The sequence below is a fragment of the Streptomyces viridosporus genome, from assembly GCF_002078235.1.
GTDB lineage: Bacteria > Actinomycetota > Actinomycetes > Streptomycetales > Streptomycetaceae > Streptomyces > Streptomyces viridosporus.
This window is the reverse complement of the sequence record NZ_MSGP01000623.1, coordinates 1-432: the sequence shown is the minus strand read 5'-3', so window position 1 is coordinate 432 and position 432 is coordinate 1. Positions and strand designations below refer to the sequence as shown.

General features: G+C 66.4%; 1 protein-coding gene. It reads right to left on the bottom strand.

What is annotated here, in order from left to right; all coding sequences use genetic code 11:
• Positions 1–432, bottom strand: a 432-nt coding sequence (locus B7L92_RS43035) for an ABC transporter substrate-binding protein (protein ID WP_255311269.1), incomplete at both ends; no start/stop codon positions are given.

The window sequence follows — 432 nt, the reverse complement described above, 5'->3', positions numbered from 1 at the left end:
CGTCGCCCATGGCGTCGGCGCCCTCGAAGGAGACGATCTCGACCTTGTCGTTGTTCACCTTCAACGACCCCTTGTAGGAGGGGTTCTTGGTGAACGTCGCCCGGACCAGCTCGTCGCCCTCGACCGTCGCGTCCAGGGTGTACGGACCCGAGCCGTCGACCTCGAAGCCGTCGCGCAGCTTGCCCTTCTCGTAGTCGTCCGGGTTGACGATGCCGGCGACCGGAGTGGACAGCTTGTACGGGAAGGTGGCGTCGGCGGTCTTGAGGTGGAAGATCACCTCGCGGTCGCCCTGCGTCTCGACGGTGTCGATGCCGGACAGCAGCGCGAACACACCGCTCTCGGCCTCGATCGAGAGGGCGCGGTCGATGGAGTACTTCACGTCGGCGGCGGTCACCTTGTCGCCGTTCGCGAACTTCAGGCCGTCGCGCAGCG